Source organism: Terribacillus saccharophilus, assembly GCF_046592595.1.
In the GTDB taxonomy this organism is placed as follows: domain Bacteria; phylum Bacillota; class Bacilli; order Bacillales; family Amphibacillaceae; genus Terribacillus; species Terribacillus saccharophilus_C.
On sequence record NZ_JAWVPF010000002.1, the window covers coordinates 399,758 to 425,351 of the forward strand.

At 44.9% G+C, this 25,594-nt stretch carries 27 protein-coding genes; all 27 read right to left on the reverse strand.

Features of this window, described 5'->3' with window-relative positions:
- Positions 1–5 precede the first annotated feature (5 nt).
- Positions 6–830 carry a flagellar basal body rod protein FlgG gene (gene flgG, locus SFC25_RS04445; protein WP_411214117.1) on the reverse strand — a complete coding sequence of 275 codons (825 nt, stop codon included), beginning with the start codon at positions 828–830 and terminating at the stop codon, positions 6–8.
- 23 nt (positions 831–853) lie between these two features.
- Entirely contained in the window at positions 854–1,297 is a 444-nt protein-coding gene (locus SFC25_RS04450; protein WP_095223122.1) for a flagellar hook capping FlgD N-terminal domain-containing protein, read from the reverse strand.
- On the reverse strand, positions 1,294–2,673 hold the full coding sequence (locus SFC25_RS04455) for a flagellar hook-length control protein FliK (RefSeq protein ID WP_411214118.1): 1,380 nt from the start codon (positions 2,671–2,673) through the stop codon (positions 1,294–1,296). The genes SFC25_RS04450 and SFC25_RS04455 overlap by 4 nt, the downstream gene beginning before the upstream one ends.
- Positions 2,666–3,310 carry a MotE family protein gene (locus tag SFC25_RS04460; protein WP_411214119.1) on the reverse strand — a complete coding sequence of 215 codons (645 nt, stop codon included), beginning with the start codon at positions 3,308–3,310 and terminating at the stop codon, positions 2,666–2,668. Before SFC25_RS04460 ends, SFC25_RS04455 begins: the two co-directional genes overlap by 8 nt.
- 3 nt (positions 3,311–3,313) lie before the next feature.
- A complete protein-coding gene (gene fliJ / locus SFC25_RS04465) occupies positions 3,314–3,760 on the reverse strand; it encodes a flagellar export protein FliJ (protein WP_095217659.1) in 447 nt (148 codons plus the stop codon).
- Positions 3,761–3,764: 4 nt separating this feature from the next.
- Positions 3,765–5,075, reverse strand: a complete 1,311-nt coding sequence (gene fliI, locus SFC25_RS04470) for a flagellar protein export ATPase FliI (protein WP_411214120.1) — start codon at positions 5,073–5,075, stop codon at positions 3,765–3,767.
- Positions 5,075–5,821, reverse strand: a complete 747-nt coding sequence (gene fliH / locus SFC25_RS04475) for a flagellar assembly protein FliH (RefSeq protein WP_411214121.1) — start codon at positions 5,819–5,821, stop codon at positions 5,075–5,077. Before fliH ends, fliI begins: the two co-directional genes overlap by 1 nt.
- Entirely contained in the window at positions 5,814–6,827 is a 1,014-nt protein-coding gene (fliG, locus tag SFC25_RS04480) for a flagellar motor switch protein FliG (RefSeq protein WP_411214122.1), read from the reverse strand. The genes fliH and fliG overlap by 8 nt, the downstream gene beginning before the upstream one ends.
- A 15-nt stretch (positions 6,828–6,842) precedes the next feature.
- Positions 6,843–8,456, reverse strand: a complete 1,614-nt coding sequence (fliF, locus tag SFC25_RS04485) for a flagellar basal-body MS-ring/collar protein FliF (RefSeq protein WP_411214123.1) — start codon at positions 8,454–8,456, stop codon at positions 6,843–6,845.
- Positions 8,457–8,531: 75 nt separating this feature from the next.
- Entirely contained in the window at positions 8,532–8,831 is a 300-nt protein-coding gene (gene fliE / locus SFC25_RS04490) for a flagellar hook-basal body complex protein FliE (protein ID WP_411214124.1), read from the reverse strand.
- 13 nt (positions 8,832–8,844) lie between these two features.
- Positions 8,845–9,300 (reverse strand): flagellar basal body rod protein FlgC, encoded by a 456-nt coding sequence (gene flgC, locus SFC25_RS04495; RefSeq protein ID WP_411214125.1) that lies wholly within the window; start codon positions 9,298–9,300, stop codon positions 8,845–8,847.
- A gap of 2 nt (positions 9,301–9,302) precedes the next feature.
- Positions 9,303–9,701, reverse strand: a complete 399-nt coding sequence (flgB, locus tag SFC25_RS04500; RefSeq protein WP_411214126.1) for a flagellar basal body rod protein FlgB — start codon at positions 9,699–9,701, stop codon at positions 9,303–9,305.
- A 435-nt stretch (positions 9,702–10,136) separates the two neighbouring features.
- A complete protein-coding gene (codY, locus tag SFC25_RS04505; protein ID WP_095230111.1) occupies positions 10,137–10,913 on the reverse strand; it encodes a GTP-sensing pleiotropic transcriptional regulator CodY in 777 nt (258 codons plus the stop codon).
- A gap of 18 nt (positions 10,914–10,931) precedes the next feature.
- A complete protein-coding gene (hslU, locus tag SFC25_RS04510; RefSeq protein ID WP_411214214.1) occupies positions 10,932–12,320 on the reverse strand; it encodes an ATP-dependent protease ATPase subunit HslU in 1,389 nt (462 codons plus the stop codon).
- Between the two features lie 2 nt (positions 12,321–12,322).
- Positions 12,323–12,871, reverse strand: a complete 549-nt coding sequence (gene hslV / locus SFC25_RS04515; RefSeq protein WP_093726606.1) for an ATP-dependent protease subunit HslV — start codon at positions 12,869–12,871, stop codon at positions 12,323–12,325.
- A 15-nt stretch (positions 12,872–12,886) separates the two neighbouring features.
- The gene (gene xerC / locus SFC25_RS04520) at positions 12,887–13,795 is read right to left on the reverse strand and encodes a tyrosine recombinase XerC (RefSeq protein WP_411214127.1); all 909 of its coding nucleotides are present in this window, start codon (positions 13,793–13,795) and stop codon (positions 12,887–12,889) included.
- 67 nt (positions 13,796–13,862) lie between these two features.
- Positions 13,863–15,167 carry an FADH(2)-oxidizing methylenetetrahydrofolate--tRNA-(uracil(54)-C(5))-methyltransferase TrmFO gene (gene trmFO / locus SFC25_RS04525; protein ID WP_411214128.1) on the reverse strand — a complete coding sequence of 435 codons (1,305 nt, stop codon included), beginning with the start codon at positions 15,165–15,167 and terminating at the stop codon, positions 13,863–13,865.
- A gap of 168 nt (positions 15,168–15,335) precedes the next feature.
- Complete coding sequence (topA, locus tag SFC25_RS04530) at positions 15,336–17,414, reverse strand: type I DNA topoisomerase (RefSeq protein WP_411214129.1); 2,079 nt, start codon at positions 17,412–17,414, stop codon at positions 15,336–15,338.
- Between the two features lie 152 nt (positions 17,415–17,566).
- Positions 17,567–18,463 carry a DNA-processing protein DprA gene (dprA, locus tag SFC25_RS04535; protein ID WP_411214130.1) on the reverse strand — a complete coding sequence of 299 codons (897 nt, stop codon included), beginning with the start codon at positions 18,461–18,463 and terminating at the stop codon, positions 17,567–17,569.
- 62 nt (positions 18,464–18,525) lie between these two features.
- Positions 18,526–19,428 (reverse strand): succinate--CoA ligase subunit alpha, encoded by a 903-nt coding sequence (sucD, locus tag SFC25_RS04540; protein ID WP_411214131.1) that lies wholly within the window; start codon positions 19,426–19,428, stop codon positions 18,526–18,528.
- A 17-nt stretch (positions 19,429–19,445) separates the two neighbouring features.
- Positions 19,446–20,606, reverse strand: a complete 1,161-nt coding sequence (gene sucC, locus SFC25_RS04545; protein ID WP_095223104.1) for an ADP-forming succinate--CoA ligase subunit beta — start codon at positions 20,604–20,606, stop codon at positions 19,446–19,448.
- Positions 20,607–20,806: 200 nt separating this feature from the next.
- Positions 20,807–21,082: an EscU/YscU/HrcU family type III secretion system export apparatus switch protein gene (locus tag SFC25_RS04550; protein WP_411214132.1), complete on the reverse strand. Its 276-nt coding sequence runs from the start codon at positions 21,080–21,082 to the stop codon at positions 20,807–20,809.
- Positions 21,079–22,857, reverse strand: a complete 1,779-nt coding sequence (locus tag SFC25_RS04555; RefSeq protein ID WP_411214133.1) for a hypothetical protein — start codon at positions 22,855–22,857, stop codon at positions 21,079–21,081. Before SFC25_RS04555 ends, SFC25_RS04550 begins: the two co-directional genes overlap by 4 nt.
- A 15-nt stretch (positions 22,858–22,872) precedes the next feature.
- Positions 22,873–23,649 (reverse strand): ribonuclease HII, encoded by a 777-nt coding sequence (locus tag SFC25_RS04560; RefSeq protein WP_411214134.1) that lies wholly within the window; start codon positions 23,647–23,649, stop codon positions 22,873–22,875.
- An 82-nt stretch (positions 23,650–23,731) separates the two neighbouring features.
- Complete coding sequence (ylqF, locus tag SFC25_RS04565; RefSeq protein ID WP_411214135.1) at positions 23,732–24,583, reverse strand: ribosome biogenesis GTPase YlqF; 852 nt, start codon at positions 24,581–24,583, stop codon at positions 23,732–23,734.
- Between the two features lie 15 nt (positions 24,584–24,598).
- Complete coding sequence (gene lepB / locus SFC25_RS04570; RefSeq protein ID WP_411214136.1) at positions 24,599–25,156, reverse strand: signal peptidase I; 558 nt, start codon at positions 25,154–25,156, stop codon at positions 24,599–24,601.
- Positions 25,157–25,241: 85 nt separating this feature from the next.
- On the reverse strand, positions 25,242–25,586 hold the full coding sequence (rplS, locus tag SFC25_RS04575; protein WP_038560133.1) for a 50S ribosomal protein L19: 345 nt from the start codon (positions 25,584–25,586) through the stop codon (positions 25,242–25,244).
- Positions 25,587–25,594 lie beyond the last annotated feature (8 nt).

Sequence of the window (25,594 nt, forward strand, 5' to 3'; positions counted from 1 at the left end):
CCTTCTTAACGTTTCAGGTTGACAAGCTCTTCTAAGATTTGATCGGATGTCGTGATGATTCTAGTATTGGCCTGGAAGCCACGCTGCGCGATGATCATGTTTGTAAATTCCTCTGAAAGGTCGACGTTGGACATCTCCAAGGCCCCTGAAACGATATCAGCTGTCCCATTTTCACCAGGTGCAGAGATACCTGCCTCTGACAGACCTGCGTTCAAAGAGTTACGATATGTGCTGTTTCCGTTTTTTACAAGGCCGTCAGGATTGGAGAACTTCGCTACCCCGATAGTTCCCGCTGTTGTTAATTCTCCATCAGCTGCATTATATTGTACCTGGCCTTGACTGTTGATACTGATATTAGTAGCTTCGTTATCGATCGTAATTGCTTGGCCATCAGTACCAAGAAGGAAAAGTCCGCTGCTGTTAACAACTCGCCCTTCACCATCAAGATAGAAGTTGCCCGCTCTTGTAAAACTAACTGTATCTGCGTTCAGATCGTCATTTCCTGTAGGTGATGAAGATAGAACAAACATTCCATCTCCTTCCAGGGCTAGATCCAATGTACGGTCAGTCGTCTGACGGTTACCTTGTGTATGTACATTATCAATAGAACCAATTTTGGAACCTAATCCGACTTGGCTGGCATTCGTACCGCCAGTAGTTGCTGTAGGATCATTGGATGCTTTGATTTGCTGGTTCATTAGATCCTGGAAAGTAATTCTGCTTTTCTTATATCCTGATGTGTTTACGTTAGCGATATTGTTTCCAACTACATCCAAGTTTGTCTGAAAACCTTTCATACCAGAAATACCAGAGTAAAGAGAACGTAACATGCTTCATCATCCTTTTCTTATTTTTATTCGTTGCTTACTTTTGTAACAGCGTCTGCATAAATCGACTTTCCATTTTCAAGCTCCAGAACTGCATAACCGCCTTGCTGTGTCACGGCTGTTACCTTACTTGTTATTGTGTCTGTAATCTCACCAGTATCCAGGTCGTATTCGTTATACGTTACTTGTTTATCGATCATATGACTGTACTGAAGGACAGGAGACATGACCGTCTGATTCCCGGCAAGAGACTGAACAGCTTCTGAGATATTCATGACCTGCTCCAAATTAGTGAAGGAAGTCATCTGGTCCACAAACTTCGAATCATCCATTGGGCTTGTAGGATCCTGGTTTTGCAGCTGCACCATTAGGATTTGGAGAAAATCATCTTTATCCAACGTTGCACTTGGCGTTCTGGTTTTTTGTGAGTCCAGATAATAGCTGGAGTCAATTGCTCCTGTAGTCGTCATATCTTTATCTCCTTTTGTTCGAGTAAAATATCCGCAAAGGTGGATGGGTTTTCTTCAAGAATTATATTATCCTGCTGTCTTTGCTGCTGATTTGACTGTTCCTCATCCTTTTCCTGGAATGTTTGCTGATCATTACTTTCAGCGGAAGCAGTCTGGAATTGATCTGCTCGCTCAGAGATTGTTACTTGATGAGGAGAGAACATATGCTTAAGGCTTGCTATATTGGATTCAAGCAAATCTTTAGATTGTTTGGATGTTGCAAGAATCTGAATGGTGATATCTCCATTCTCACGGACCAATTTCACTTGCAAGTCTCCTAAATTCCCCGGCTTAAGCTGAATCGACAATTCCTTTAAGCCATTTCTGTCGGATAAAATCCCGCTGAACTTTACTGCTTGTTCGAGCTTTTGGATAAGTTCCTTACCAGCTTGCTCTGGTGTCTGATCAGCCTGCTGCAAATGGAAGACTAGCTGCTCCTGCTTTGGAATCTGGAACATGCCGACTTGCTTTTGATCCATAATCTGAGAATCACGCTGCTGTGTCGCTGCAATGTTCGTCGGTATTTTTTCTTTTCCATTATTAGCAGCAGTGTCCACAAGCTGCCGTATAGCTTTAGCAGCCTCCGTTAACTCTAGATCCGACTTCTCCGGAAAGGCTGTTTGACTTCTAGAAGTCTGTATTTCTGATAAGTTAGTTCCAGTAGCTGGTCTGTTCGGTAAAACAGATAACGCATCGCGTCTATCCGATTTTGCAGACAAGGTGTCGGAGACTATTTCATTTCCTGTTGCTTTTTGGAAAGAAGCAGTATCCCATGCCGTCTTGGAAGCTTGTTTTTCCTTCATGTTTATGCCTAATAAGTTAGAACCTATTGGCAAAGCTTGTAATGAAGCTATTTCTTTTCCATTATTGCTTGCCAGGCCAGTTACAGGTCGACTGCCAGTCGTCAACTGCTCTTGCAATTGTCCAAGCTGTGCTAAAAGGTCACTCACCGCTGATTCTTCGTCATTCGGTTTAATATTTTGTAAAACATTCTCAGCCATTTCCTTTACTTGTGGCGGCAGGTATGCAGCAAGCTGACTTTCTCCAAGTACTTGTTCCATCAGCTCCCATGCATCTTTCGGCTGTTCTTCCTTTTCCAAGGCGCCATCAGAGGGAACTTTGTCGAATAATGCTTCTAGAATAACCTGCATATCTTGCTGATCTTGCACATTTAGCAACATCGTACCAGTGCCATTTTGATCATCTGCAATTTGTCCACCCGTTCCGGCACAGACTTGCTGGAATAAGTTTTGAAACGCATCCGAAGGTGCTGATGAACTCTGTTGCACTTTAGGTGTGATGCTTGTCGGGAGCATTGAAATAATGACATTATTCAACTGCCTGTCCCTCCTTTTCCGCATCATCTACCATTGCACTTGTGTAGGATGCCGCTGCCTCAGCGTCCATTTCAGCAAGGATGGTTCCACGTTTCTTACCGGAAAGCTCCTGCAGGACACCTAAAGCTTTATCGTTATCAAGCTTACTGATGATCGCTGCTGCTTTTGCATCATCCATCTTGCTGAATGATGAAGCTGCCGCCTTATATGGAGTCGCCACTTCTTCTTCAGCTGTCTCCCCGCCGGCAGAGGCTGCTTGCGATGCGGTAGTATCAGTTTCGGGTTCAGTGCCATTGAGCTGATTTTCCAGCTTAACGATTTGCTGATTTAAATCATCAATCTCAGCATTTTTAGCGTCCTCTGTTTCTTTCATCATATCGATGGTCGCCTGCTGATCTTTCAGCTGCTGCTTCAGCTTTTCTGCGTCAGCAGAATTGCCTGATGTAGAGGCAGATTCTTCTTTGACCATGTTCCCAATCACCGGAATCCCAGAAGCAAGCTTTGAAACAGATACACCTGAAAACTCCAATATCGCAATTACAAGTGCTGCTGCCAGTACGACAGGCAATAAGAAGTAAAGGATAAATCCTTTTCCTTTGCCTTTTTTCTTTTGTTGGTCTTTTTGTTGTTTTACCATATACTATCGTGCTCCATTTGCTAAGAATTGGCGGATCGATATGTCATCCATCTGCTTATTTTCTTCCTCCTGCAGCTTGCGCCATGCTTCCTGCCTCTTCTTCTCCAGAAGCTTTTCGATCTTTTTCACTTCGATGTATGCTTCCGACAGCAGTTCCTGTTTTTCCAGCATGGCGTTACGAGCAAACTGAACAGCTATTTGAGCCCGGTCGATGCGCCGGTTGATTGTTTCCAGGAAATCATGATGTTCGGACAGCCGCTGGATAGGAACAGAAGCTGCTAAGCCATTGGACAGTTGTTCTTCGGCGTCTTCTTTCTTTTTTAGGAGTTCATACAAGGTTGTTGCCGCAGCCTCGAACTGTTGCTGTTTCTCTGCAAAGGCTTGCTGTGCGGTTTTTCTTTCCCGTTCTTTCATGCGCAATATCTTTTCAAATACCTTAGCTTCAGCCATTACATCAACCCTTTCCAAGCAGCTGCTTCATCAGCTGAATTGCATCTGGACGACTAGTAAACTCATGCATTCCTTGCTTAAGGAAGTCCAGGATCGGCTTTTGATATCCGATCGCTTCATCAATTTCATTATTGGTACCTCTTTTGTACGCACCAATTTGAATCAGTTCACGGTTTTCTTCGTACAGTGCAAGCAATGTCCGTAAACGCTGTGCAACCTGGTAGTCTGCTGCATCCGTAATTTGCGGCATTACCCGGCTAATTGACTTAAGTACATTCAAGGCAGGAAATTGCCCTTGTTCGGCTAGTTTCCGATCTAGGACGAAGTGTCCGTCCAAAATACCACGTACTGTATCGGCAATTGGTTCGTTCATGTCATCACCATCTACAAGCACGGTATAGAATGCTGTAATAGCACCAAGTTCGTTTGTTCCCGTTCGCTCAAGCAGTTTAGGCAACGCGGCAAAAACAGACGGTGTATAGCCTTTTGTCGTAGGTGGCTCACCTGAGGCTAGTCCGATTTCCCGCTGCGCCATTGCGACACGAGTGACCGAATCCATCATCAAGTTCACATGCATGCCTTGATCACGGAAGTACTCACAAATGGCAGTCGCAGTGTAAGCACCTTTAATTCGCATTAAAGCAGGCTGATCAGATGTTGCAACTACGATTATCGATCTTTTAATACCTTCCTCGCCCAAGTCCTTTTCGATGAACTCACGAACTTCACGTCCGCGTTCTCCTATCAACGCAATAACATTGACATCGGCACTGGATTCCCGGGCTATCATTCCTAGAAGCGTACTTTTACCGACACCGCTTCCGGCGAAAATTCCGACACGCTGCCCCTTCCCGACTGTCAAAAGACTGTCGATCACACGCACACCTGTCTCCAGCGGTTCTAAAATACGAGGTCTGGTCATTGGATTCGGCGGATTGCGATCTGTCGTAAAGGATTTCAAGCCTTTGGGGAGCATACTGCCATCCAATGGCTGTCCCAGCGGATCAATGATGCTGCCGATCAGTCCGCGACCTATCTTGACTGACAGTGGCGAACCAGTCGCCTCGACCAAGCAGCCAGGTCCCACATCCTTCAAAGGAGCAAAAGGCATGAGCAGCACTTTTTCATCATCAAATCCGACGACCTCTGCCAGGAACCTTTCTCCTGTACTGGAAGAAGTATGGATATAACAGACTTCTCCGACACTTGAGACCGGACCATGTGATTCAATCAGCAATCCGACAACCCTGTGTATCCTTCCGTACCGTTTGTAGGTATCCAAATGTACCAACTCATCCATGTATCGACCTAACATCAGACAGTTTCCTCGCGTCTGATTTCAAATAGCTTCTCCCGGAGAACGGTCAGTTGCGAATCAATGCTTGCATCGATACGTCCATGCTTGGTTTCAAGGATACAGCCGCCAGCAGGCAAATCATGCTGCGGCATAACCATAAGCTCAAAATCCTTCCCAGTCAGCAAGGCCAATTCCTCTTTTTGCTGCAGGACAAGTTCATAGCTGTCTGGATGAACGTGAAGACGGAGGTCGGATCTTTCCTTCCAGTCTGTAATTGCACCTTTTACCAGTGACAGATAGCTCTCAGGCTCTTCGTCCAGCTTTTGGTGAAGAATCTTTTCGGCAAGCTTTAAACCAAGTTCAAGCAGCGCATTCTCACTGCCTTCGACTGTTGCTTTGTAGTCTTGCTGTGCCAGCCGGATCATATTTTGTGCTTCTTCGATCTTCGTTTGATAAGACTGCAGACCATCCTGCTGACCAGCCGCAAAACCTTTCTGATAGCCTTCCAGCTGTGCTTGCTCGGTTAATTCCTGCCGTTCGGCATTCCACTGTGCTTTTTGCTCTTCTACTGTCTGTCGTGCTGCGGCCAGTATTGCGTCAGCTTTCACCTTCGCATCCTGAATGTACTGCTCTGACCGTTCTTTCTCAGCTTGGAAAGATACGGCTAGTTCAACGTCATTAGCTGACTCAAGCGACAGCTTGAGTGGTTTGATACCAATTACTTTCGACTCTTTCACAGGTACTGATTGCCAGATATTAGACAATGATGTCATCTCCTCCGCCACGGGATATGATTATCTCGCCAACTTCTTCCAATCGTCTAATGACAGACACAATACGACTTTGGGCTTCTTCAACATCCTTCAAGCGTACAGGACCCATGAATTCCATTTCTTCCCTGAACGTCTGTGCCATCCGGTCAGACATGTTTTGGAATACAATATCTTTTACTTCGTCGCTTGCCACTTTCAGTGAAAGCTTCAAATCATCATTTTCTACTTCGCGGATGACACGTTGAATTGCGCGATTATCCAATGTGACGATATCTTCGAAGATGAACATACGCTTCTTGATTTCCTCTGCAAGCTCTGGGTCTTGTACTTCCAGCTCATCAAGGATAGTTCTTTCCGTACTGCGGTCAACCCCATTGAGTACTTCTACAACCGCCTGGATACCGCCCGTCTGCGTATAATCCTGTGTCGCAGTCGCAGACAAGTTCTTCTCGAGTATCTGTTCTACTTGACTGATAATTTCAGGCGAGGTACTGCTCATTGTAGCGATACGCTTTGCAACATCTGCCTGCATGTCCTGTGGCAACTCGGATAGTATCTGTCCGGATTGCTCTGGATCCAGATAAGAAAGCACCAGTGCAATTGTCTGAGGATGCTCATTTTGGATAAAGTTGAGAATCTGAGTCGGATCTGCTTTTCTTGCAAAATCAAATGGTCTCACTTGCAAAGTGGAAGTCAGCCTGTTCATGATTGCAGCTGCTTCTTCCTCTCCCAGAGCTTTTTCCAAGATTGACTTAGCATAGGCGATGCCGCCTTGGGATATATAATCCTGAGCAATGGCAATCTGGTGGAATTGATCGATAATGGATTCCTTCTCTGCACTGTCCACTTTCTTGACAGAAGAAATCTCAAGAGACATACGTTCTATCTCTTCTTCTGTCAAATGCTTATACACATTCGCAGCAGTATCAGCTCCAAGAGAGATCATCAAGACCGCCGCTTTCTGTTTTCCTGTCAAACGTCCTTTCACAGCTGCCATTCCTTCATTGCTCCTTTAATCTTCAGTCATCCAGCTTCGCAGCAGTTTGGCGAAGTCCTCTGGTGACTCTTGTGCTAATTTTTCCAATTGCTTTTGTTTCAGTGTTGATTCGGTTTCTGGAGTATCGTCTATTTCCTCGACCATCACTGGTGCAGCCGTCATTTCTTCCTCCAGTAAAACATCTTCCTCTTCTTCTTGATTTCTTCTGGAGCGAATGAGCATGAATACTAGTACTGCTACAGCAGCTAAAAGAACTCCGCCAGCAATGTAAGCCCATACTGGTATTCCTGAACCTTCTGTGTCATCTCCTTGCGCAGCCTGACTCGCAGCAAATGGCTGGAAGACAACTGAGACACTATTTTCAGGATTTATCGTCTGTGCGACTTCTGCATCTACGGAAGTCGATACGATCGAATTCAGAATCGAGGTGATACTTTCTTCTACTTGCGTTTGTTCTTGCTGTGTAAGCTGCTCTGCCTCTCCGTTTTGTGCAGTGGTGTTCTTGTTGCTATCCACAGCAACTTGAATTCCGATATCCCGAATGCTGTAAGGACTCTCTGTAATTTCTTTCTTGATTTTGTTAAATTCATAGTTTACAGATTCTTTTACATTGTTATAAGCACCGTCTCCGGTAGTCTCATCCTCCGCAGCAACGTTTGGCACTTCTTCTTCACCAGTTCCGGCAACCCCGCCTTCCGTTGGTTCGCCTTCATACGTTTCTGTTATAGTCTCCACACTAACTGGAAGACCTTCATTGTTTTCTTCATCGACAGGTTCTACAAGTTCTTCTGTACGTGTCTCCTGATCAAAGTCAATATCCGTTGTTACCGAAACTCGAACATTCTCGGCGCCTACCATCGCTGCTAGCATTTGCTGCACGCGCTGTTGTATTCCTTGTTCCACTTCCTGCTTGATGCCCATCTGATTTGTATAAGCATCTCCGCCAGACTTAGCAGTATCCATGTTGATGTACTCAAAATCCTGGTTGGTGATGACAATATTTTCTTCTGGAAGATTCGGCACAGTCTTCGATACCAATCGGTACATCGCTTCTACCTGTTCAGGCTGAAAGTCGTAACCTGTTTCTGTATTCAAGACAATTGATGCTGATGCTTCTTCTTGCTCATCTGTCACGAAAACAGGATCAGTAGGTTTATTAATCAGTACATCTGCACTTTTAATTCCGTCTATATTGGTTAAAAGCGTTGATAATTCGGTCTGCAAAGCATCTAGTTTAATAACATCAAATTCGTTATCTGTCATACCCCATGAAGCGTTGTTGCTGAAGAAGGAATAATCAATACTTCCTGTTTCCGGCAAACCTTCTGCTGCCAAATCAACAAGCAGCCCTTCAGCTTGTGTGTCCGGGACTAGAATGGTTGATCCGTTCCCTTCAAGCTCATACTTGACACCCTGCGCATCCAGTTCTTCTTTTATCTTTCCAGTTTCTTGGGCTGAGAGATCCTTATACAATGGAACCATGGTCTCTTTTGTCGCAAAAAAAGAACTGATACCGATGATTAAAATAAGAACAATCGGGGTACATATAAGCAGTGCCTTTTGCCAACCAGGTCTTGTCTGCCAGAAACTAGTTATCTTTTCTTTATAGTTTGCAATTCGTTGATTCATCTTGTTCCCCCAAAGCATAGGTCAAATTCATAATAAAAGCATATCTACTTTGACTGAGGATACATTACCAACCCTCTACATAGACATGCGCATCATTTCAGTATAAGCATCGATTGCTTTTTTCTGTACTTGTACAGCTGCATCCATTGCAACACTTGCTTTTTGAGACGCAATCATAACATCATGCAAGTTATCAACCTCTCCTGCAGCAAGAGCTTGTGTCATTTTGTCCGATTCTTGCTGCGTTTCATTCAAACCTTCGATTGCAGATTTCAAGCTTTCAGTGAAACTTGATTGTGCTTGGGCTGGTGTCGCTTGCTTTACGTTTGTAAGGCTGCTCGTTCCGGCCAATCCGCTGATCCCTTCAACTGCCATCTGTCACCCTCCTTTATTTTCCGATCTCCAAAGCTTTTTGAAGCATGCCCTTTGTTGCGTTCATTGCTGTAACGTTAGCTTCATAGGATCGTGTAGCACTGATTAAATCCGTCATTTCCTTTAGGGGATCAACATTTGGCATTGCTACATATCCTTCTTCGTTCGCATCAGGTGAAGTCGGATTATAAACCATTTGAAATTCCGATTCATCTTCCGTGATTTCAGATACTCTCACACCGTTAGAACCAGAAGAGCCTCCTTGTGCTCTTTCCAAGAAAGAAGAGAAACTATTTGTTCCCTGTGTCTCCAAGGAGACCATTTTACGTCTGTACGGGACATAGTTCCCATCTTCATCAATAGTTGCTCGTGTCGTTTCTGCATTCGCAATATTGGAAGACACTACATCCATTCGCAGCCGTTGTGCTGTAAGCGCACTAGCGCTTGTATTCAAGGAAGAGAAAATAGTCAAAATCAATTACCTCCTTTGATCACTTTGGATAAGCTGTTGAATTTACCGCTCATACGGTCTACAAGTGCCTGATAGTATAACTGGTTATCTGCTAGCTCAGACATCTCCTTATCAATATCAACATTGTTTCCGCTGTTGGTATAAGTTGTATCTTCCTTCTTTGTAACTTGAAATTCAGATGTTTGTGCTGTACTGCCAAAAGCTAGATGCTTCAAATTTGTGCGTTTTGCAGTAAATGACGTATCCATCGCCTCTTGTAAAGTATCTTTAAATGAAACAGTTTCCGACTTATATCCAGGTGTATCGGCATTTGCTATATTGTTAGCAATAGTTTGATTCTTGAGATTGGCATAATCCAGTGAGCGATCCAAAGTTTGTATCGTTTTGCCGTATAGGTCCATTGTAGTTCCTCCCAGAGTGCTATGTATGCCGTCGAATTAGCTCTAATGTACACGATTATTGTATTGAAAGGAGGATGTCATGTCTATATGTTCTATGATAATTTTCTTATATATAAGAAAATGGTCAAAGCATACTAAGTCTTTAAGACTACCTTATAGCCATTAACTTACATATTTGACCTGCTTTTTGATGTTAACTTTTATGATGGCGTGATTAAAGCCCACCGCCCTGATTTTAAATCCCGGGTTTTTCCCTTTCTTCATCAAAAAAACTAAACACATTTTACTACAGTAGTACGTAAAAGAAGTTTAGTTTTGAAAGGGTTTTCTTTTTAAGTACCTTTTAAGTACCTAAGAAGAGGTTTTTTTATGGTATAAGAGTCATGGTTATGACATAAAAAAAGGAAGCAGGCTTTTTGGCCTGCTTCCTGATAATCAGCTTGTATGTTTTTGTAACTCAACTAGGAATTTATTATTAAGAACCTTGATATAAGTTCCTTTCATTCCTAGAGAACGAGACTCGATAACTCCTGCACTTTCCAGCTTTCGCAATGCGTTTACGATAACGGAACGTGTGATACCTACGCGGTCTGCCACTTTACTTGCCACTAGCAAACCTTCGCTGCCGTCCAATTCCTCAAAGATATGCTCGATTGCTTCCAATTCACTATAGGAGAGGGAGCTGATCGCCATTTGCACAACAGCCTTGCTGCGTGCTTCTGTTTCGATTTCTGCTGTTTTCTGATGAAGGATTTCCATTCCTACAACAGTAGCACCGTATTCAGCAAGCAGCAAGTCGTCATCACTGAAGTTTTCTGCAAGACGGCTAAGGATCAATGTACCAAGGCGTTCACCACCACCGATAATCGGTACAATCGTTGTTAAGCCACCCTGGAAAAGATCTTTGTTTTCGACAGGGAATGCTGTGTAAGGGCTGTCGATTCCAATGTTTGCAGTTGTTTGCTGCACTTGGAAAAGTCCTTCTGTATATTCTTTCGGAAATTGTTTTTCTTCAAGCATCTGCTTCATTCTGTCATTCTCGATTGCCTGGTTAATTGATACGCCGAGCAGTTTACCGCGGCGGCTTACGATAAAGATGTTACTTTCAATAACCTGTTGCAATGTCTCTGACATATTGTTGAAGTTAACAGCCTTTCCTGCTGTCTTTTGCAGCATAAAGTTTATATCTCTTGCTTTATCTAATAATTTCATGATTTCCTCCTGTAATGGTTATAAAATGTATTGGCTCAGATCTTTGTTTTTTGCAATGGATGCTAATTTGTCGTCTACATAACTAGGGGTGATCTGGATTGTCCCCATGTTGATATCTGCTGCTTCGAAGCTCAAGTCCTCCAGCAGCTTCTCCAAAATGGTATGAAGACGGCGAGCACCGATATTATCTGTTTCCTGATTCACTTCAAAAGCCACTTCCGCTAGTCTGGTAACAGCTTCGTCCGTAAACTCCACAATTATACCTTCTGTTTCCAATAAAGCCTTATATTGCTTCAGCAATGCATTGGAAGGCTCAACAAGTATCTTCTTGAAATCTTCGACAGATAGCTTTTCCAACTCTACACGGATCGGGAAACGTCCCTGAAGCTCCGGAATTAAATCAGAAGGCTTTGCCATATGAAAGGCACCTGCTGCCACGAACAAAATATGATCTGTTTTAACAGGACCGTACTTCGTAGTCACAGTAGACCCTTCTACAATCGGCAGGATATCTCGCTGGACACCTTCTCGGGATACGTTGGCACCTTGGTCGCCTTTTGCAGCAACTTTATCTATTTCATCAATGAAGATAATGCCAGCTTGTTCTACCAGCTGTACCGCTTCCTGCGATACTTCGTCCATATCGATGAGTTTTTGCGCTTCCTGCTGGACGAGCAAAGGCCGTGCTTCAGACACTGGCAAACGTCGCTTTTTCTTTTTCTTCGGCATGAATTGTCCTAATGCATCCTGCATATTCATCCCCATCTGCTCCATACCAGAACCTTGGAGCATATCGAACATCGAAGATTGCTGCTCTTCTATTTCAATTGTCACCATAGTGTCTTCCAACTCGCCCATTTCGAGCATTCGCTCTGTACGAGCTCGTTTGGATTCAATTTCATCAGATGGTTTTTCTTCCTGTTCTTCGCTTTGCTGCTGGTTAAAGAGCATCTCGAATGGATTTTTAAAGTTATTCGCCTGCTTCTTTGTTTCAGGAACAAGAAGTTTGACAAGGCGTTTCTTAGCTTGTTCACCGGCTTTATCCTGTACAGCTTCCATCTTGTTCTCCCGTACAAGCCGTACGGAAGCTTCAGCCAAATCCCGCACCATCGATTCTACATCACGACCAACATAGCCGACTTCCGTGAATTTTGTTGCTTCCACTTTAATAAACGGTGCTCCGACCAGTTTCGCCAGCCTTCTGGCAATTTCTGTCTTACCAACACCTGTCGGTCCGATCATCAGGATATTCTTCGGCGTTATCTCATCGCGCAACTCACTATCAAGCTGCATGCGGCGATAGCGGTTCCTTAATGCCACCGCTACCGATCTCTTTGCTTTTTGCTGACCAATGATATAACGATCCAGCTGCGCTACGATTTGTTTCGGGGTCAAATTTGCCTCCATCATTACGCCTCCAATGTCTCCAACGTGATTTGATCGTTTGTGAATACACAGATTTCTCCGGCAATCTCAAGGGCAGCCTGAGCAATTTCGGCTGCAGACTTCTCTTCCGAGTATCTTTTCAGTGCGCGTCCTGCGCTTAAGGCGAAATTCCCTCCAGAGCCGATTGCAAGAATATCGTCATCCGGTTCAATGACTTCCCCAGTACCTGAAACAAGAAACATTTGTTCTTTGTTCATTACGATCAGCATTGCTTCAAGCTTTCGAAGGACTTGGTCACTGCGCCATTCCTTCGCCAATTCCACTGCAGCCCTGGCAAGGTTTCCGTTATATGCTTCCAATTTGCCTTCGAACTTTTCGAATAGTGTAAAAGCGTCAGCTACCGAACCTGCAAAACCTGCAAGCACTTGCCCTTTGAATAATCTTCTGACTTTTTTTGCTTTGTGTTTCATGACAACTTGGTTGCCGAGTGTCACCTGTCCATCTCCAGACATCGCGCACTCACCTTTATGACGTACGGCGAAAATAGTGGTGGCATGAAATTCCGAACTCATGGCTATCCATCTCCTTTATTCCCGATTCGCTCTCGGATGGGTGTTCATATATATCGTACGCAGCCGATCTTTCGTCACATGCGTATAAATCTGTGTAGAGGACAGATGCTCATGGCCAAGCAGTTCCTGCACAGCACGCAAATCAGCACCTTCATTCAGCATGTGCGTGGCAAATGTGTGGCGCAGCTTGTGTGGATGCAGGTGCATATGTACAGCGGACTGCTCAACCAGTTTATTCAGGATGAGACGGATCCCCCGTTCCGTAATCGGTTTTCCTCTGCTGTTCAAGAACAATTTGTCAGTATCTTCCTTCGCCTTTTCTAACAGGCGATTGCGACCATCCTGTACATATCTCTGAATTGCTTTTTCCATGAAACTGCCGAACGGAACATACCTCTCTTTGCGTCCCTTCCCGCGGACAAGGACCGTCCCTATAGACAGATCTATGTCATCTAAGGTAATACCAGCACACTCACTGACACGCATACCAGTTCCGTACAGGCACTCAAGGATAGCCTGATCCCGCTGCCCCATCGGGGTTTCCAAATCAGAAGCTTCAAATAGTTTCTCAAGCTCCTGTTCGTAAAGGAAGCTGGGTACATAAGCAGGCGACTTCGGCTGTACTAGCCGAAGAAATGGGTTCGCCGCGACAACATCTTCCCGCTCCAAGAATTTGTAAAAAGAACGAAGACTGGATATCTTCCGGGATACCGTCCTTCTTGATAGCTTCTTTTCATATAATCGTGTCAGAAATAAACGTACTACACCTGGATCTGCTTTTTCAAACGAAACAGATTCCACATGAAGGAATTCAAGGAAAAAATTCACATCATTCAGATAATAGTAGACCGTATGCGGAGAAGCATGCTTCTCCACTTGCAGATAAGATTTAAACTCTTGAACGAACTGTTCTGCATTTTTCAATTTAATCGCCTCACTTCAAGCGTATAAAGCTTATCATACCTTCAAGCAATGAAGCAAACGTTAGAAATTAAATTGTAGAAAAATTCTGAATTGATGTCAATGCACGCTCAGCATAAGCTTGGTTGCGATCTTGCTTATTTTTGATCGTCTTATTCAATTCTTTAAGCAGACCAAAGTTCGCGTTCATTGGCTGGAAATTCTTACTGTTCGTATGCGTTATATAATGAGCAAGGCTCCCGATGACAGTTTCCTGCGGCAGAACAACCGGTTCTTCTCCAACAGCGATCCTAGCAGCATTGATGCCTGCCAACAGACCAGATGCTGCCGATTCGACATATCCTTCCACGCCTGTCATCTGACCGGCAAACAACAGATCATCTCGATCTTTATATTGATATGTCGGACGCAGCAAGTCTGGAGAATTTAGGAATGTGTTGCGATGCATCACGCCGTACCGGACAATCTCCGCTTCCTCCAAACCTGGAATAAGACGAAGCACTTCCTTCTGCGGTCCCCACTTAAGGTGAGTCTGGAATCCGACAAGGTTATAAAGTGTTCCAGCTGCGTCATCCTGGCGAAGCTGAACGACTGCATATGGTTTTTTCCCAGTTTTCGGGTCTTCCAATCCTACCGGCTTTAACGGGCCGAAAAGCATCGTCTTTTTACCGCGTTCTGCCATTACTTCAATCGGCATACATCCTTCGAAATAGATTTCTTTCTCGAACTCTTTCAAAGGTACCGTTTCAGCTGAGATGAGAGCTTGATAGAAACGATTGAATTCCTCTTTTGTCATCGGACAGTTCAAATATGCAGCTTCACCTTTATCATAGCGTGATTTGAGGTAAACCTTGTCCATATTGATGCTGTCTTTTTCGATGATTGGTGCAGCTGCGTCGTAGAAATAGAAATATTCTTCACCTGTAAGTTCCTTTAAAGCATTGGAGAGATCCGCAGATGTCAGCGGACCAGTCGCGATGATGACAGGACCTTCAGGAATAGTACCAATTTCTTCATTAAAAACAGTCACATTCGGATGGTTCTTTACGTGTTCGGTTACATAAGCACTGAACTCGTGACGATCTACTGCCAATGCCCCGCCAGCTGGAACTTGGCAGTGATCTGCAGCTTTGATGATGATGGAGTCCAATTGACGCATTTCCTCTTTTAAAACGCCAACTGCATTCGTAAGGCTGTTTGCCCGCAAGGAGTTGCTGCATACAAGTTCTGCAAACTTATCAGTATGGTGGGCAGCTGTCTGTTTTACAGGCCGCATTTCATAAAGATGCACTTTGACGCCGCGCTTTGCCAGCTGCCAAGCCGCTTCACTGCCAGCAAGTCCTGCGCCGATAACGGTTACGAATTCGTTTATCATACGGTATTTCCCCCTCAAGTGTGTCAAGCAAAATCCCTTTCCAATCCGTTATTATAGACCTCGTATAAAACTGTGTCAAATCATTTCCGGTTCGTGCTCTTGTTTTCACAAAGTCTTAACAATTCAAACAAAAGACTCCGGCTTCCCTTTAGCCGGAGTCTTTTCGTACTACTGCTGAATTTCTTCTTTGTAGTCACAGCTGGAACATGTAATCTGTGTTCCTTTTTTTGCTTTCTTTTCCACAAGCATACTGGCACATTTCGGACATGGTCTTGAAATTGGTTTATCCCAGCTTAGGAAATCACAGTCCGGATAGCGGTCACAGCCGTAAAATACGCGGTTCTTCTTCGATTTACGCTCAACTACTTCGCCTTCCTTACATTTCGGGCAAGTGACTCCGATCTTTTTCAGAATCGGCTTCGTGTTGCGGCAATCCGGGAAATTAGAGCAAGCGAGGAACTTACCATAGCGTCCCATCTTGTATACCAGCTCATGACCGCATTCCTCACAGTCGATGCCGGCTGGTTCGTCACGTATCTCGATTTTTTCCATTTCCTGCTCTGCTTTTTCCAGTCTTGTATCAAAGCCTTTGTAAAACTCATCAATAATGGTGACCCATTGCGTTTTGCCGTCCTCAATGTGGTCCAGGTCTTCCTCCATCTTCACCGTGAACTCCAAATCGATGATTTCAGGGAAGAATTCCTTCAGGATATCGATAACGATTTCCCCCAGTTCTGTCGGTACAAAACGCTTGTTATCCAGCGTGACATAACCGCGGCGCTGTATCGTATCCAGTGTCGGTGCAAATGTAGATGGACGGCCGATACCCTGCTCTTCCATCGTACGGACAAGCCGGGCTTCCGTATAGCGAGGAGGAGGCTGTGTGAAGTGCTGATTCGGTGTGATTTCTTCGGCCTTCACTGTCATGCCTTCTTCCAGATTCGGAAGCAGCCGATCTTTTTCATTCTTATTATCGTCGTTACCTTCTACATAAACCTTCATGAATCCTTTGAACTTAACCTTGGATCCTGTTGCCCGGAACTCCACACCTTCATTTACAAGATGGACGGTCATCGTATCCAGCACAGCCTGTGCCATCTGGCTTGCGATGAAACGCTCCCAGATCAGTTTATAAAGTCTGAACTGGTCACGTGACAAGATTGCTTTCACGCTGTCAGGATGGCGGTATGCGGATGTGGGACGAATACCTTCATGGGCATCCTGAGCACCTTCGGTTTGTTTCGTTTTGGTGCCTGAGCCAAGAAACTCATCGCCATACTTCTCTTTGATGTAATTAGATGATTCTTCTTTGGCAGTGTTGGAAATACGAGTCGAGTCGGTACGCATATAAGTGATTAAACCTGTGATACCGCCCTCTTTTTTACCCAGATCGATTCCTTCATAAAGCTGCTGCGCCACCATCATTGTTTTACGGGCTCTGAAATTGAGTTTGCGTGCTGCTTCCTGCTGCAGGGAGGATGTTGTGAACGGAGCTGCCGGATTTCGTTTGCGTTCTCTTTTGTTCACTTTATCAACTTGGAAGTCTTTCCCTTTCAATTTATCGAGTATTTCATTGACTTCCTCTTCGGACGCCAGGCCAACTTTCTCTCCATCAGCTCCATAAAATGATCCTTCAAAATTGTCTTTGCCGGATTGGAAATTTGCATCGATTGACCAGTATTCTTCTGGAACGAACTCTTTGATTTCATTTTCCCGATCCATGATCATTTTGACAGCTACTGATTGGACTCGGCCTGCACTCAAGCCTTTTTTCACTTTCTTCCATAGCAGCGGACTGATATTATAGCCGACAAGTCGGTCCAGGATACGACGTGCTTGCTGTGCATCAACTAAATCCATATCAATGCTGCGCGGATGCTTGAATGATTCCTTGATCGCGTCTTTCGTGATTTCATTGAAGACCACACGGCACTCAGAGGTTTCATCGATGTTCAAGCTATGTGCCAAATGCCAAGCGATAGCTTCCCCTTCACGATCGGGGTCGGCTGCGAGATATACTTTCTTAACTTTCTTTGCTGCACTTTTCAGTTCTTTGAGCACAGGCCCTTTTCCGCGGATGGTGATATAGCGGGGTTCAAAGTCTTCCTCTACATTGATACCCATCTGACTTTTCGGCAAGTCACGTATATGTCCCATGCTCGCTTTTACTTTATATTTCTTACCTAGATAACGTTCTATTGTTTTCGCTTTAGCTGGAGATTCCACGATTACAAGATAATCTGCCATATTGTTTCCTCCCAAGAGGTTTTCTTTTTAATGTTTATTTTATCTATATATTGTCCGATAAATCTTCCCTATTATTAAATACTTATATTCCGTTTGTCAAACATAAGTTGCTATTTTTTGTAACAGAGCATACATAAAAAAGCGAGTTTCTACTATATAAAGTGTATCCATTTCGACTTATTATGCTCCCATTCGTCAATCAGCTGACCTGGTTCAAATATGATTCCAGCTCCCTCTGAAATCATCTGGTGACAACCCGCTGTCCGGTCCTCCAGGGGATCGCCCGGTATAGCGAATACATCCCTCCCCTGTTCCAATGCATGCATGACGGTGTGCATCGTACCGCTATGTTTTTTGGCTTCGACCACAAGGGTACAGAATCCGAGTCCGCTGATGATCCGATTTCGTTCAGGGAAATGATACTGGCGCGGCGGCTGATCAGGAAAATATTCACTGAGAACCAGCTGTCTGACTGCCAATTTATCAAATAACTCCTGATTCGACCGAGGATATACCTGACGCAGCCCGCCTCCCAATACAGCGATTGTATTGCCATTACCGCGGATTGCCGAATGATGTGCCATACTGTCGATTCCTTTTGCCATGCCGCTGACTATCGTCCACCCGGCAGCAGCTAATGGATCTAAAAAATGAGCCACTTTTTCGGCAGCAGCTTTTGTCGGCTGGCGCGTGCCCACCACGCTGATTGCCGGCATCCTGTCAAGGATGTCGATATTGCCGGCAGCATAAAGTACAATCGGGGGATCCGGTATATGCCTTAGAGCAGCGGGATAAGCCTCATCAAAGCAAGTTAGCGTGCAATAGGTCTTCATATCCTGTTCCAAAGAAGTAAGATGCGTTTCGTCCTGCAGTTCTTGGGACAAAGTAATTGCAAAAGATTTGGGGAGCTGATAATGAATCATCAGTTCATGGAAGGGTGAATGTAGAAGGTTGTCCAATTGAGGGTCGAGCGTAAGGATACGCTGCAGGACTTTGCGTCGTCCCCGCAGCACTCGGTGCAGCAACAATAATCTTTTACGTTTCTCCAATATTCCACTCCTGTCTCTGGAAAAGATAGAAAAGCGGGCCGAATGATCGGCCCACTTTCATCTTAATGCGTTTGACAGATTTCGTACAGTCCCTTTTCTTTCAGCACTTCAATCAAAGTCTCTCCCATAACTGCCGGTGTATCCGCTACTTTTACACCGCATGCTTCCAAAACCTTGATTTTTTCATCAGCTGTGCCTTTTCCGCCTGAAATGATGGCACCAGCATGACCCATACGCTTACCCGGAGGTGCTGTTGCACCGCCAATGAAGCCTACAACAGGTTTGTTCATATTTTCACGGATCCATTCGGCAGCTTCTTCTTCCGCTGTTCCACCGATTTCTCCGATCATGATAACCGCTTTCGTCTCTCTGTCTTCATTGAATGCTTTCAATACATCGATGAAATCAGTACCGTTAACTGGGTCGCCGCCGATACCAACCGCTGTGGACTGACCGATGCCAGCCTGTGTAAGCTGATGCACCGCTTCATATGTCAATGTACCAGACCGTGATACAACACCGATATGACCCTTTTTATGGATATATCCAGGCATGATACCAATCTTACATTCCTCTGGCGTGATGACACCTGGGCAGTTCGGTCCGATCAATCTAGTTTTCTTGCCTTCCATCGCCCGTTTTACACGTACCATGTCCATGACTGGAATATGCTCCGTGATACAGATGACAAGATCAAGCTCTGCGTCCACAGCTTCCAAAATCGCGTCAGCTGCAAAAGCTGCTGGAACATAAATGACAGAAGCAGTAGCGCCCGTCTCGTGGACTGCTTCTTTCACAGTATTATAAACAGGTACACCTTCCACTTCAGTGCCGCCTTTTTTCGGCGTGACACCTGCAACAATACGGGTGCCGTATTCAATCATCTGCTTTGTGTGGAAAAGCGCAGTAGACCCAGTAATACCTTGTACGAGTACTCTTGTTTCCTTATTAATAAAAACACTCATGAATTAGTACCTCCCCGTTAGTTTACAAGTGCGACGATTTTCTCTGCTGCATCTGCCATGGACGCTGCCGATGTGATGTTCAATCCGGATTCCTCGAGCAGCTTCTTGCCCTGCTCAACGTTTGTTCCTTCCAAACGCACGACAAGCGGAATATCCAATCCGACTTGACGGGATGCACTGATTACACCTTCGGCAATAACGTCACATTTCATAATGCCTCCGAAAATATTGACTAAGATACCTTTAACATTTTGATCAGCCAGGATGATCTTGAAAGCCTCGGTCACTTTCTCAGTCGTAGCACCGCCCCCAACATCGAGGAAGTTAGCGGGATCTCCGCCGTAGTGTTTGATAATATCCATCGTTGCCATTGCCAGGCCTGCACCATTTACCATGCAGCCGATATTCCCATCAAGGGAAATGTAGCTTAAATCGTGCTTGGAGGCTTCGATTTCTTTTTCATCTTCTTCATCCAAGTCGCGAAGCGCGACAATATCTTTATGTCTGTATAGTGCATTTTCATCAAAATTCAGTTTAGCATCGAGTGCCAGTACCTGACCGTCGCCAGTCGTAACAAGCGGATTGATCTCAGCAATAGAGCAATCCTTCTCAACGAAAGCCTGATATAAGCTCATCATGAACCCTACAGCTTTGTTCAAAGACTCTGGCGGAATATTAATAGCAAATGCCAATCTTCTAGCTTGGTAGCCAGTCAAACCGACAACAGGGTCAATCGCTTCCCGGAAGATTTTCTCCGGTGTCTCTGCTGCAACTTCCTCGATCTCTGTACCGCCTTCTTCAGACGCCATCATTACGATTCGGGATGTGCTGCGGTCAAGAACAAGACCGATATAATATTCTTTCTGGATATCACAGCCCTCTTCGATAAGAAGCCGTTTCACTTCTTTTCCTTCCGGGCCTGTCTGATGCGTTACAAGCGTCTTGCCTAAGATTTCCTCGGCGTATGTACGAACTTCATCCAAGCTTTTCGCTACTTTCACACCGCCTGCTTTTCCGCGTCCGCCAGCGTGGATCTGCGCTTTGACAACGCATACATTTGTGCCCAGGCTTTCGGCTGCTTCCACAGCTTCCTCGACACTGAATGCCACTCTACCAGCAGGAACAGACACACCAAATTCACGTAAAACCTCTTTGCCTTGATACTCATGAATATTCATTCTGTACCCTCCCCGTCAGATTCCGTGCAAGACTATTGTAAACGATTTCTTCTGCAAAAGTCTACCAAAAACTATGGAAAAGACAGAATCTACATAAAACTTATAAGGGCGGACAAAGAAGAAGGTGCCCTTTTGCTGCAGAATTATGAAAATGCTTTCATAAGAGAATTTATGGAAAAAGCCTCCTGGCAAAGAGACGCTTATTTTCCTGCAAGCTTGTCCGCCTGATAGATAAATGCAAAGACCTCTGCAACTGCCTCATAGAGATCTGCTGGAATTGTCTCATTTACTTTCAGCTCTGTCAAAAGACCTACTAAGGCAGGATCCTGCTGTATGGGCACCCCATTATCCTTCGCACGTTTTATGATTGCCTCGGCAGTCAGGCCCTTCCCGCTAGCTGTAAGCACTGGCGCCTGTTTTTTAGCAGCGTCATATTTCAAGGCCGCAGCTTGGATTATGTTTCTTTTCTCTGTCATATGCGAAAGTCGACACCTTTCTGTTCGACATGTGCAGCATGGAAATTTGTATCCATACGATCTGCTTCTCTCGTGTTTTTGCTAACCGTGTATTTTACTGAAGATAGATGATAGCCGTTCGTATCGAGTGCTGTTTTCAGTTTATGCTGAAGCGGACGCATGACTTGTTCAGCTTTTTGTTCATTTGTATAAATATGCAGATTGACAGCCTTTTTCTGCACATACATATCCACCACCATGTCATCAAGAAAGGGCAGATGCAAATAAAATAAAATACGGCAGTGCTCAGAAGATAACTGTCCATCCGCTTCTTTTCTGCCTTCCATTTCCATCAGGATATCCTTATCAAATCCAAATGGAGCTCCGGGGAGCTGAAGCTGGATGTAAGCCATTTGTTTATCATCCTGAATCTGCAGCAGCTGGCTTCCGGTGATTTGCTGCAGAAGCTGGAAAGAAAGCTCCGCTGTTTCATTACCTTGTGCTGCTTGCTGCATCAGCAGACCTTTCAAAGGCAAATCCGCAAGATCCGTGTCGTTCAATTCACGTTCATATGAAAAACCAGTCTGGCGGAGAATATCCTGCATGAGATTTTTAAAAAAATCACCATCTTTGCTTTGCTCATTCGTCTGAGCCACTTGGAGCAGGTGCACTAGTTCCGTACTCTTCGCCAGCAGTTGGCCATTATCCGCATTCCCTTTTGCCAGCTGGCTGTATACATCTTGGGCCATTGGAATGGAACGGAAAGATTCCAAGGCTGTACGCAGACTGCTGGTTATGTCAGCGGGCAATGTACGATCCGGAAACATGCCCAGCAGCTGCTGGGCAGTCTTCAGTGTCGTCTGGAGGCTTTCTTGGATAGCTGGAGCTTGCTTGCCGACTAGTTGTATATCAGACATGAAACGCTCAAGTACTTGTGAAAATGGAAGTGCAGCCGTTGGTTTATTGGACGAACTCCCTGATTCCTGGGTTACCTGCTGCGGAGCACTACTCTTGCTTACAACCAATTCGTTATCATATGCCAGCCATTCGTCTTGCCAAGCTGCAAAGGATGGTACCGAAGCAGGAAAAGATGGGCGTATAGCTAGAAATATATCCTGTTTTCCTGCTTTTGCTTCTTGTACAATCTGCTGTACAAGCTGCTGTTCCTGTACTGCTGGCCCAGCTGGTGCCAATTTTCCTAGCATCTGTTGAAGCGGAGCTGCTTTATCACTTCCTACAGCTATCGTATGCTTAAGCTCATGAAGGGAAGCTGTCATGTCTTGTGTTTGACGAGCTGTGATTGCCTGTAGGACATTTTCTGTCAAGGGCAGCTGCCGCTGAAGCATAAGCTGTAGAGATTCTTTCCTGACTTCTACAGGCTGTACTTCTTTCTGCTGCAAAAGATTCAATGCTTGTTTCAGCTGCGGCATCGTAAAAGCAGTCTGCTGTTTCAGCAAACCTTCCAACAGGCTGATATTCGTTTTATTCGGTTTTATGCCGGCAAGCTCAATCAATTGGGAAACATCAGCTTGTTTTCCTCCTGGTTGAGGCAGCACCTGCAATAGAGGACGCTCGCCGCCTTCTTTTACTTCAAACCAATACGTATTTCCTGCAGTCAATGATGCCTGCAATTGTGCGATAACTTGCTTGGCACCGATTTGCAGCAATGCTTTATTATCAGGGAAAAACTTTGTAATCTTCCCGGTCACTACCTCACCAGGCTGAAAGTTTCTTTCCTGTTGTGACTGCTGCGCTTGTTTGATAGATTGAGCGCTTTGAATACTAAGATGATACAAGACGTCACTTCCTTCTTAAACGCGGGAAAGATCCTTCACTGGAGCAAAGCTCAGTCGATGTAACGGCGTGATCCCCTGCTCACGCAGTGCTTCCAGATGCTGTTTAGTCCCATAACCCATATTATCTTTAAAACCATAACCAGGATAAGCTGAATCAGCTTCTTTCATCATTCGGTCTCGCGTGACTTTCGCAATGATACTTGCTGCTGCAATTGAGACACTGCGCTGATCTCCCTTAATCAAAGATTCATGCGTACAAGACAATTCAGAGAGCGGCATAGCATCGACCAGCACATGATCCGGCTGGCATTCCAGCTTATCGACCGCTTCCAGCATTGCCAGTTTGGCAGCTTGATAGATATTGACCTCATCAATTCTTTGGCTTGAAACGATACCGACTCCATAAGCGATACAAATGTCTAGGATTTGATCATATAAAGCCTCTCTTTTCGCCTCGCTGAGCTGTTTTGAATCATTCAAGCCTGCTATATAGGCATCTCTTGGCAAAATCACTGCTGCTGCAACAACCGGCCCTGCAAGCGGACCTCTGCCTGCTTCATCTATACCTGCAATGTACTGCTTTCCTTTGGCATAACAGGTATTTTCAAAGCTGCACATTCGATCGTATTGCTCGCGAAGCTCCTGTTCTTTCATTAGTTTCTTTTTATGTGCATCCATCAGCTTCTGGACACCTGTACGATGATCTTCTCCCCAGGATGAAAGCATCTCATCCGAGTATGTGCCTTCCTGTAAATGAGTCCGTATCTGCTGGATCGTCAACACATCTTTCATGAACAATCTCCCTTTTCTCTGTTTATCGGTTATGTAGACAAAAAATAAAGACATACATAAAAGAAATATGTATGTCCCTTTCTTACACTGTTGGTTTTTCGAACGTCACATTCGTAATTCGCTTACTGCGAAGATCTCGAATGATGATTTCGTACGTTTTTTCATAATTGATTGCACCGCCAGCTTCAAGCGCACCTCTGAATTTACCGATATGGGTGAACATTTCAACTGTATCCATGGCAATATCTTCAATCGCATATCTTTCTGCAAGCTGCTTTGGATAATGCTCTTTCAGATAGTTAAGGATGAACGTTGCTACTTCTTCCATCGGCAAAATCTGATCTTTAATCGTACCAATTGCAGCTAATACCAACCCAACCTGCGGATCCTCGAATTTCGGCCAAAGTATCCCCGGTGTATCCAGCAGTTCGAAATCCTTTTTCACTTTGATCCACTGCTGCTGTGTCGTAACACCTGGACGGTCGCCTGTCTTAGCTATTTTTTTACTTGCCAGTCGATTAATGAGTGTGGATTTACCCACATTCGGAATACCAATGATCATCGCACGACCAGGCGGCGGATTCTGCACGCCTCTGCGCTTCCATTTTTCACGTTTTGCAGCATGCATATCATGAGCGCGCTGGACAACACGCTGAATATCGTTTTTCTCATCAGCATTGACCGAAAGAGCCGGTGTACCTTGTTCCTCATAATGCCGGATCCAAGCATCCGTAACCGATTTGTCAGCCAAGTCCTTCTTCATAAGCACGACCATCTTCGGCTTGTCGCCCAGCACTTTGCGAAGCATCGGGTTCTGTGATGCTTCCGGTGCCCTTGCATCCACCAGCTCGATGACAAAGTCTACGAGCTTCAGTTTTTCTTCTACTTCTCTTCTAGCTTTGGCCATATGGCCGGGAAACCATTGAATCGTCACGAGAATATGTTCCTCCTATTTTGTCAGACCGATGCGATCCAGCGGCCAGAACGTTAGCTGTACTTTACCGACAATTTGATCTTCCGGTATTAAGCCGATGTATCTGCTATCGGTTGAATTTCTGCGATTATCCCCGAGTACAAGCACATAGCCCTCTGGAATCTCCTCGTAATTGCCCGGCAGATCTTCAAGAGTGAAGTCATTTGTCAGGTTACCGCCATCTTCAAGCGCCGCTTTCTCACTTTCCAGATAAGGTTCATCCACGACTTCACCATTTATATACAATGTATCATCGACCATCTCGACATGATCTCCCGGCACACCAATAACCCGTTTGATGTAATCCTTTGATTCAGTAGCGTGGAAGACTATGATATCCTTCCGATCAGGCTCGCCGAACCGGTAGCTTATCTTATTCACGATCATGAAATCATTATCATGCAAGGTTGGCTGCATGGAAGGTCCGTCAACTACAATCGGAGCAAACAGGAACATCCGAACGACCACCGCAATGATGACAGCGATGATCAAAGCCTTCAGCCAATCTAGCCATTCATTTTTCTGTTTGGCCATCTATAAGCCTCCAATTGTCTACTAGATCTATTTGGTCTATATAGCAAAAAAAGAGCTTGACGAAGCAAGCTCTCTTTTCTGGTACTTAGCGGATTTCTTTGATACGAGCAGCTTTTCCGCGAAGTTTACGTAGGTAATAAAGTTTCGCACGACGTACTTTACCACGACGGCTAACTTCGATTTTTTCCAAACGCGGGCTGTGTACTGGGAAAGTACGTTCCACACCAACGCCTGAAGAAATCTTACGTACTGTGAAAGTCTCAGAAATTCCACCGTTTTGACGTTTGATAACGACACCTTCGAATAACTGGATACGCTCACGTGTTCCCTCTACTACTTTAACGTGAACCTTAACAGTATCTCCGGGACGGAATTCAGGATGATCAGCGCGAAGCTGTTCTTTTGTAATGTCATGAATTAGTTCCTGCATTCTGTTCA

What these genes read in the sequence shown, in the direction of transcription:
- flgG (WP_411214117.1), bottom strand. Translation starts at nt 830, where the DNA reads ATGTTACGTTCTCTTTACTCTGGTATTTCTGGTATGAAAGGTTTTCAG.
- fliF (WP_411214123.1), bottom strand. Translation starts at nt 8,456, where the DNA reads ATGAATCAACGAATTGCAAACTATAAAGAAAAGATAACTAGTTTCTGG.
- fliG (WP_411214122.1), bottom strand. Translation starts at nt 6,827, where the DNA reads ATGGCAGCTGTGAAAGGACGTTTGACAGGAAAACAGAAAGCGGCGGTC.
- SFC25_RS04460 (WP_411214119.1), bottom strand. Translation starts at nt 3,310, where the DNA reads ATGGTAAAACAACAAAAAGACCAACAAAAGAAAAAAGGCAAAGGAAAA.
- flgB (WP_411214126.1), bottom strand. Translation starts at nt 9,701, where the DNA reads ATGGACCTATACGGCAAAACGATACAAACTTTGGATCGCTCACTGGAT.
- SFC25_RS04560 (WP_411214134.1), bottom strand. Translation starts at nt 23,649, where the DNA reads ATGAAAGATGTGTTGACGATCCAGCAGATACGGACTCATTTACAGGAA.
- trmFO (WP_411214128.1), bottom strand. Translation starts at nt 15,167, where the DNA reads ATGATAAACGAATTCGTAACCGTTATCGGCGCAGGACTTGCTGGCAGT.
- lepB (WP_411214136.1), bottom strand. Translation starts at nt 25,156, where the DNA reads ATGGCCAAACAGAAAAATGAATGGCTAGATTGGCTGAAGGCTTTGATC.
- fliE (WP_411214124.1), bottom strand. Translation starts at nt 8,831, where the DNA reads ATGGCAGTTGAAGGGATCAGCGGATTGGCCGGAACGAGCAGCCTTACA.
- SFC25_RS04450 (WP_095223122.1), bottom strand. Translation starts at nt 1,297, where the DNA reads ATGACGACTACAGGAGCAATTGACTCCAGCTATTATCTGGACTCACAA.
- sucC (WP_095223104.1), bottom strand. Translation starts at nt 20,606, where the DNA reads ATGAATATTCATGAGTATCAAGGCAAAGAGGTTTTACGTGAATTTGGT.
- fliI (WP_411214120.1), bottom strand. Translation starts at nt 5,075, where the DNA reads ATGTTAGGTCGATACATGGATGAGTTGGTACATTTGGATACCTACAAA.
- hslV (WP_093726606.1), bottom strand. Translation starts at nt 12,871, where the DNA reads ATGAGTTCGGAATTTCATGCCACCACTATTTTCGCCGTACGTCATAAA.
- topA (WP_411214129.1), bottom strand. Translation starts at nt 17,414, where the DNA reads ATGGCAGATTATCTTGTAATCGTGGAATCTCCAGCTAAAGCGAAAACA.
- codY (WP_095230111.1), bottom strand. Translation starts at nt 10,913, where the DNA reads ATGAAATTATTAGATAAAGCAAGAGATATAAACTTTATGCTGCAAAAG.
- sucD (WP_411214131.1), bottom strand. Translation starts at nt 19,428, where the DNA reads ATGAGTGTTTTTATTAATAAGGAAACAAGAGTACTCGTACAAGGTATT.
- rplS (WP_038560133.1), bottom strand. Translation starts at nt 25,586, where the DNA reads ATGCAGGAACTAATTCATGACATTACAAAAGAACAGCTTCGCGCTGAT.
- SFC25_RS04550 (WP_411214132.1), bottom strand. Translation starts at nt 21,082, where the DNA reads ATGACAGAGAAAAGAAACATAATCCAAGCTGCGGCCTTGAAATATGAC.
- hslU (WP_411214214.1), bottom strand. Translation starts at nt 12,320, where the DNA reads ATGGAGGCAAATTTGACCCCGAAACAAATCGTAGCGCAGCTGGATCGT.
- fliJ (WP_095217659.1), bottom strand. Translation starts at nt 3,760, where the DNA reads ATGGCTGAAGCTAAGGTATTTGAAAAGATATTGCGCATGAAAGAACGG.